7 protein-coding genes are annotated in these 6,836 nt (G+C 39.8%); 5 read left to right on the top strand and 2 right to left on the bottom strand.

Annotated elements, in window-relative coordinates; translation table 11 throughout:
• From Q0037_RS01185 to Q0037_RS01175, 3 genes are all read left to right on the top strand, one after another.
• The coding region (locus tag Q0037_RS01185) for a GldM family protein (RefSeq protein WP_297514150.1) at positions 1 to 834 on the top strand (834 nt) is incomplete at its 5' end.
• Between the two features lie 40 nt (positions 835 to 874).
• Positions 875 to 1,786 (top strand): gliding motility protein GldN, encoded by a 912-nt coding sequence (gldN, locus tag Q0037_RS01180; RefSeq protein ID WP_297514148.1) that lies wholly within the window; start codon positions 875 to 877, stop codon positions 1,784 to 1,786.
• 40 nt (positions 1,787 to 1,826) lie between these two features.
• Positions 1,827 to 2,912, top strand: coding sequence for an NAD(P)/FAD-dependent oxidoreductase (locus tag Q0037_RS01175; protein ID WP_367274067.1), 1,086 nt, complete (start codon positions 1,827 to 1,829; stop codon positions 2,910 to 2,912).
• Here Q0037_RS01175 and Q0037_RS01170 read toward each other — a convergent pair.
• Positions 2,878 to 3,264 carry a DUF983 domain-containing protein gene (locus tag Q0037_RS01170; RefSeq protein WP_297514141.1) on the bottom strand — a complete coding sequence of 129 codons (387 nt, stop codon included), beginning with the start codon at positions 3,262 to 3,264 and terminating at the stop codon, positions 2,878 to 2,880. The genes Q0037_RS01175 and Q0037_RS01170 overlap by 35 nt on opposite strands.
• Before the next feature lie 66 nt (positions 3,265 to 3,330).
• Between Q0037_RS01170 and Q0037_RS01165 the strand changes: the two genes are divergently transcribed.
• Both Q0037_RS01165 and Q0037_RS01160 read left to right on the top strand, forming a co-directional pair.
• Positions 3,331 to 5,244 (top strand): ABC-F family ATP-binding cassette domain-containing protein, encoded by a 1,914-nt coding sequence (locus Q0037_RS01165; RefSeq protein WP_297514139.1) that lies wholly within the window; start codon positions 3,331 to 3,333, stop codon positions 5,242 to 5,244.
• Entirely contained in the window at positions 5,241 to 5,612 is a 372-nt protein-coding gene (locus Q0037_RS01160; protein WP_297514136.1) for a DUF4345 domain-containing protein, read from the top strand. The genes Q0037_RS01165 and Q0037_RS01160 overlap by 4 nt, the downstream gene beginning before the upstream one ends.
• A gap of 5 nt (positions 5,613 to 5,617) precedes the next feature.
• On the opposite strand, the gene Q0037_RS01155 is transcribed toward Q0037_RS01160, so the two are convergent.
• Positions 5,618 to 6,775 carry a GNAT family N-acetyltransferase gene (locus Q0037_RS01155; RefSeq protein ID WP_297514133.1) on the bottom strand — a complete coding sequence of 386 codons (1,158 nt, stop codon included), beginning with the start codon at positions 6,773 to 6,775 and terminating at the stop codon, positions 5,618 to 5,620.
• Positions 6,776 to 6,836: the final 61 nt, after the last annotated feature.

Below are 6,836 nucleotides of genomic sequence, written 5' to 3'. Positions count from 1 at the left end.
TTCCAAGCGATTGTTGCCTTAGATAAAAATGTATATTTCCAAGGGGAACAAGTTACTGGTAAAGTGGTTATTGGTAAATATGATGAAAATGTTAAAGTTGCTAGTTTTGCTGGACCAGGAAAAGTAGTTAACGGACAGGCGGTTATTAATGCTACAGCGGGAAGTATTGGGGAGCAAAATTTAAACGGTAGCTTCACATTTATGGAAGATGGTAAGCCAGTTAAGTTGCCTTTTGAAGGTAAATACGTGGTAGTTCCTCGTCCTAACAATGCTAATATCTCCGCAGATAAAATGAATGTGGTGTACCGTGGTTTACCTAACCCAATGACTATTTCTATTGCTGGTATCTCTGATAACAATGTAACTGCAACGGCTGCTGGATTGAAAAATTTAGGAAAAGGAAAGTATGATTTGAATCCTGGTGCAGGTACAGAGGTTACAATTAGTGTTTCTGGAAAGATGACAGATGGTAAAACGGTTAATGATAAAAAAGTTTTCCGTATCAAAAACATTCCTGCACCGCAAGGAGCTATTGGAGGGACACCTGGTGTACAGAAAGGAGCAAAATCACGTTTGCAAGCATCTCAAATTTCAGCTGTATTACCTGATTTCTTGTATGACTTGAAATTCCGTGTAACGCAATTTGTATTTAAGGTTCCTGGTCAAGCTTCTATCGTGGTAAATGGTGATCGATTGAACGCTCAGTGTATCGCTGCTTTAGCACGAGTATCCAAAGGTGATCAAGTCACTATTTCAGATATTAAATCTAAAGTAGATGGAGCAGGTTCGATTGAAGTTAAAACTGCGGCTCCAGCCATCTATGAAATACAATAATGCTTCTTGTAAAGCGTTTGTATAATAAACAAAAGAAAAAATGAAATTGAAAAGCCTTTTAGTACTCATTTTAGCTGTAGTAGGTTCTTCGGTAACCGCACAGTCCAACTTGTTGAACGCAAAATCGCCCGATGAGATCGGTAAAAAAACTTCGGCCCAATTGGAGTCCGATAATGACAAACCATTACCGTATGGTTATGTGCATGATCGCGATGTATTGATGGGTAAAATGATTTGGGAAAACATTGACTTAGATGAACGCGTTAATTTCCCCCTTTATTACCCTGTGGATACAGCATTTGTTGGAAAAGAACGACGTTCCCTATTTGCCGTTTTGCTAAAAGGAATTAAAGATGGTAAAATCACTGAGGTCTATGGTGATGACTATTTCAATATCAAAAAGTCATTAAAAGACATGGAGTCAGTATTTAAGTTTATTGATACTACGGATGCTGGTAAAGACGAAATCAACAATTATTATGAGGATTATAAGTCAGGCAAAAAAGTACTTGATAAACAATTCATCAATGAAACCGAATTAGATGCCTCTGACATTTCTGGGTATAAAGTAAAAGGGTTTTGGTACTTTGATAAACGTCAAAGTGAGCTTAAATACCGCTTAATGGCCATTTGTCCCTTAGCTGTGGAAGCGCGTGACAAAGCTCGTGGAAACAATGATCCGATTGAATTATTTTGGGTGTATTTTCCGGCAGTGCGAAACATTTTGCATGAAGCCAAAGCATTTAATGACCGAAATTCCGCCATGCCTATTACTTTTGATCAATTGTTGAATTCACGCCGTTTTGGAGGTGTAATTTACAAAGAAGAGAACGTATATGGCGATCGTACCATTCAAGATTACATGAAAGACAACGCGCAGTCCCAACTTCTAGAGTCTGAACGCGTGAAAGAAAAGATTCGTAATTTTGAACAGGATATGTGGAATTACTAAAATTCAATTTCAATTCTAAACATAGAAACTCCTACCTTTGGTGGGAGTTTTTTTTATGATTACATACGATTATATCATTGTTGGGGGCGGTTTAGCCGGTTTGGCTTTTGCACAGTATTGTCGCAAAAACAACCGAACATTCCTTTTGTTCGAGGATGGCTCTCAAAAGGCATCGCTTATCGCAGGAGGGCTCTACAACCCTGTAGTGCTTAAACGATTTACTTCAATATGGAATGCACAAGCGCAACTTCAATGTGCCGACGAATTTTATCGCGAGCTCGCGACTGATCTAAAATGTAAATTAGATTATCCTTTATCTTTATATCGTGTTCTTCATTCTGTAGAAGAACAAAATAATTGGTTTACCGCTGCCGATAAACCGACTTTAAGTTCGTTTCTGGCGACTCCATTAGTACATAATGCGCATCCCTCAATAGAAGCTCCTTTTCATTTAGGAAGCGTTACAAATTGCGGCTATGTCGATACAAAAATGCTGCTACAGCAGTTTCATCATCGTTTAGAAACAGAGGAGGTTCTTATTCGAGAAAGCTTTAACTATGGGGATATTGCTATAGATGAAGCAGGTATTACCTATCACGAAATTAGAGCAAACCACATCGTTTTTGCCGAAGGTTTTGGGTTGTCTCAAAATCCCTTTTTCCATACGCTTCCCCTTGACGGTACCAAAGGGGAGTTGTTGGTCATTCGTGCTCCTGAATTAAAGCTCGACGCCATTTATAAATCGGGAGTCTTTATATTTCCTTTAGGGAATGACCATTATAAAGTAGGTGCCACGTATGATTGGCAAGACAAAACCGACGTGCCAACTCCTGCAGCGCGTGAGGAATTAGTTCAAGGATTAAAGGCTTTTATAAAGGTTGATTTTGAAGTGGTAGCCCATTTTGCAGGCGTACGACCCACCGTCAAAGACAGACGTCCTTTGGTTGGGACGCATCCGTTACATACAAACGTACATATTTTGAACGGAATGGGAACACGAGGCGTATTACTTGCGCCTGCCATGGCAAAGGCTTTATTTGAATCTATTGTGTTGGGAATCCCTTTAGACCCCCATGTCGATATCCAACGATTTAAACATTTTTACGCCAAGCCTTATCGTAATTGACAAACATGTTTATATAGATATTACGGGCAATGCGAGCGGTCACAGGCATTAAGACCAAAATCCCTATCCCTAAGGCGATAAATGAAGTCTTAGCAGGGAGTCCAAGAATTAACTTGGTAATGACAAAAATAGCGACCCCAAACGCAATGGACACGCCATAAGCCACATACATCGCCCCATAAAAAAATGAAGGTTCAATTTCATAACGCAAATGACAATGGCTACAGGTTTCATGCATAGTGTATACTTTGCTCAATTTGTAGGGATTTTTTTCCACATACATATTTTCTTCTTGACAACGAGGACAACTTCCTGTTAAAATACTATTGATTTTCCAGCCTTTTTTTAACATTTGCAAATAATTTGATACAAAGGTAAAATAACCCTTTTTATCCCTTGTAACCTAAGTCACAATTTTATGTTGAATATCCATAATTTATCGGTTTCTTTCGGAGGTACCTATTTGTTTGAAGAAGTAACCTTTCGATTGGGTTCGGGCGATCGCGTTGGACTCGTAGGGAAAAATGGCGCCGGTAAATCAACCATGCTCAAAATTTTAGCAGGTGACATCAAACCCGACAGCGGGACCATTGCAACAGAGCGCGATATTAAACTAGGTTTTTTACGTCAAGATATCGATTTTGAACAAGGACGAACCGTACTCGAAGAGGCCTATGAAGCTTTTGAAGAGATTAAATATATCGAGCGAAAAATTGAGGATATAAACCATCAATTGGTGACACGAACCGATTATGAAAGCGAAGCCTATAGTCAGTTGATTGAAGATTTGTCAGAGTACACGCATCGCTTTGAATTGTTGGACGGCTACAATTATGTAGGAAACACCGAGCGAATTTTATTGGGCTTAGGATTTAAACGGGAGGAATTTAACAACCCCACCGAAACCTTCTCGGGAGGTTGGCGTATGCGTATTGAACTTGCCAAACTTTTGTTGCAATCCAACGATGTTTTACTACTCGATGAGCCCACCAATCACTTGGATATTGAAAGTATAATTTGGTTGGAAAGTTTTTTGAAAACATTCCCAGGCGTAGTCGTTATTGTTTCGCATGATAAAATGTTTTTGGATAATGTGACCAATCGCACCATTGAAATTTCATTAGGTAAAATTTACGATTACAATAAACCTTATTCACAGTACCTTGTTCTTCGTGAAGATATTCGTGAAAAACAGTTAGCCTCCCAGCGTAATCAGCAAAAAAAGATTGAAGAAACCGAAAAACTGATTGAACGCTTTCGCTACAAGGCAACCAAAGCAGCCATGGCACAATCCATGATAAAAAAGTTGGAAAAAGTCGAACGTATTGAAGTGGATGAAGATGACAATGCCGTCATGGCGATTACGTTTCCAGTGTCTAAAACGCCGGGCCGTGTCGTGATAGAGGCAGAAAATATCTCTAAAGCTTTTGAGGCTAAAAAAGTTTTGCAAGGAATTTCTCTTTTGGTCGAACGTGGCAGTAAAATTGCTTTTGTGGGCCAAAACGGACAAGGCAAATCTACATTCATTAAAGCGATTGTCAATGCATTTCCCTATGAAGGCACCATAAAGCTTGGACACAATGTTGAGTTAGGTTATTTCGCTCAAAATCAAGCCGACCATTTAGACGGTGAAAAAACGCTTCTGGATACCATGCTAGAGGCCGCCACCGATGCCAATCGAGCTAAAGTCCGCGATATGTTGGGCGCCTTTTTGTTTCGGGGCGATGATGTAGAGAAAAAGGTTAAAGTTTTATCCGGAGGTGAGCGCAATCGGTTAGCTTTATGTCGTCTCTTATTGCAACCTATCAACGTTTTACTCATGGACGAACCCACGAATCACTTGGACATTAAGTCCAAAAACGTGCTTAAAGCCGCCTTAGAACAATATGAGGGAACGCTATTGATTGTATCGCACGACCGTGATTTTTTACAAGGCTTGGCTACGACAGTGTATGAGTTTAAAGACACTAAAATTCGGGAATACCTCGGCGACATCAACTTTTTCTTAGAGCAACGCAATGCGCAATCCATGCGTGATTTTGAACAAAAAGGAATTCCCAATGGTATTCAAGACGAACCCAAAACCGAGAAAAAAGTCTTGAGTTTTGAAGCTCAAAAAGCCCAAAAATCATTGCAAAATAGGTTGTCCAAAATTGAAAGTCAAATTCAAGACTTGGAAAAAGCCATTCAAAATGACGACAAAGAATTAGCCTCCAATTACAACAAACATATTGAGAATGCCGCCTTTTTTGCGGCTTATGAGAAGAAAAAGCAAGAGTTAGAGCAGCTTTTGGAGGAGTGGGAACGAATTCAACTCGAACTGGAAGCGTGAAAAATTTACACTTAATTATCGCCAGTAGCATCGTAATTCCTGCGGGACTCTGTTACGGATTGGCGCCCGATTGGATTTTTGGAGTAACCGATACTTCACCAACCTTGCATAGCGTGTTGAAAGCGATAATGGGACTCTACATCGCCTTTGCTTTGTTTTGGATCGTTGGGATAATCAACTCTAAATATTGGGAAGCTGCAACTTGGTCTTCACTTTTTTTTATGTGGGGATTGGTCTGCGGCCGAATCGTTGCTTGGATCTTGATAGGAATGCCCGCACCAATTTTTGTGCTTGGGATTGTTGGAGAGTTTGTATTAGGCTTGTATGCGGCACTGCAATTGCGGAAATATTCCTCTTCAAAGTTATGATCTACCTAATCTTGTCTGTTTTTAAACGGATGGCGCTGCTCCCATCGTGTTGGAGGTTCAAGGTTTTCAAATAAGCGTGGCAATACTTTCTGAACAAGCGGTTGGGTATGCCGCATGAATCCAAACATGGGAATCGGTTCCGCTCCGATTGAACTTTTTATTTCTAAAGCCGTGCGCCCAAAAATGATACGTTGAAACTGGTTCTCAATGCCAAACGCGGTCATGCGATACAACATATTTAAATATAGCATTCGCTCTTTTTGATGCGCCGCATCGTAGCCCAAAAAGTAGGTTTCCAACGTTTGGCCATTCAAAAGTAAGGTATGAAACCCAATTAGTTTGTCCCCCAAAAAATAACCAAATACTTTAAATCGATCACCGCATTGTTTTTTAAAAACATAAAAATGATTCTTCGCAAGAAAGAAGGTGTTAAAAGGAGCATTAAGCGCTACATGATGGTACAAGGCATACATTTCTTCCTCATACGTTTGTATCATGGGTAAATCCATTTCGTAGTACGTAATACCTGTGCCTTTTTTTTGGGCGCGCTTGTATTGATCACGGTACTTTTTTTGTAAATCAGCCACATAATCTTGCCTATTTTGCCAAGAGGGAAGTAAACGAAAAATCATATTGGGTTGCACCGAAAAATGAAAAAGCGATCGAAATCCACTGCTGCCCAAAGCTTGTGATTCCTCTGTATAAAAATCTTTGAAGGATACCAGATGGATGCGAGTCCCTTGCTTTTTAAAATGGGCCATAAGTTCATCAGCCATATCGCGAAGTAAACTACTTAAATCTTCGGGAGCAAGTGGCTTTACAAAGGTGTACCCATTTTGCCCTGTAATCATGGTATTTCCAATAAACAGCACATGGCGGGCCAAACGACGAAAGGCAAAATTGCGGACTTTCGTTTTTATACAATGCTGTCGCTCGCCAAACGAATATAATTTACTAATGTCAAGATATTGTGCCAAAGCCACACCAATAAGCGTCTCTTTTTCATAGATACCAATAAAGAAACATTGCATATTAGTAGGCGCCGATTCTTCAAGTACCCTAAGGTAAGGCGTTTGTAAAAAAGCATTATCATGGGCAACTGTATCCCATGAAGCAGGTAAAGAGTCTAAAGAAGTGTAAAGTGTAAAATGTAAATCAGACATGCTAAAAAAATCGCCCCACAAAGGTAGAGCGATTCCCTATAAATAAAATGTTAAGAGGGTT

This window comes from Flavobacterium sp., assembly GCF_027482425.1.
GTDB lineage: Bacteria > Bacteroidota > Bacteroidia > Flavobacteriales > Flavobacteriaceae > Flavobacterium.
This window is presented reverse-complemented; position numbering and strand designations above follow the sequence as displayed.

Coding starts and splice junctions, on each gene's coding strand:
- gldN (WP_297514148.1), top strand. CDS start 875: ATGAAATTGAAAAGCCTTTTAGTACTCATTTTAGCTGTAGTAGGTTCT.
- Q0037_RS01155 (WP_297514133.1), bottom strand. CDS start 6,775: ATGTCTGATTTACATTTTACACTTTACACTTCTTTAGACTCTTTACCT.
- Q0037_RS01165 (WP_297514139.1), top strand. CDS start 3,331: ATGTTGAATATCCATAATTTATCGGTTTCTTTCGGAGGTACCTATTTG.
- Q0037_RS01170 (WP_297514141.1), bottom strand. CDS start 3,264: ATGTTAAAAAAAGGCTGGAAAATCAATAGTATTTTAACAGGAAGTTGT.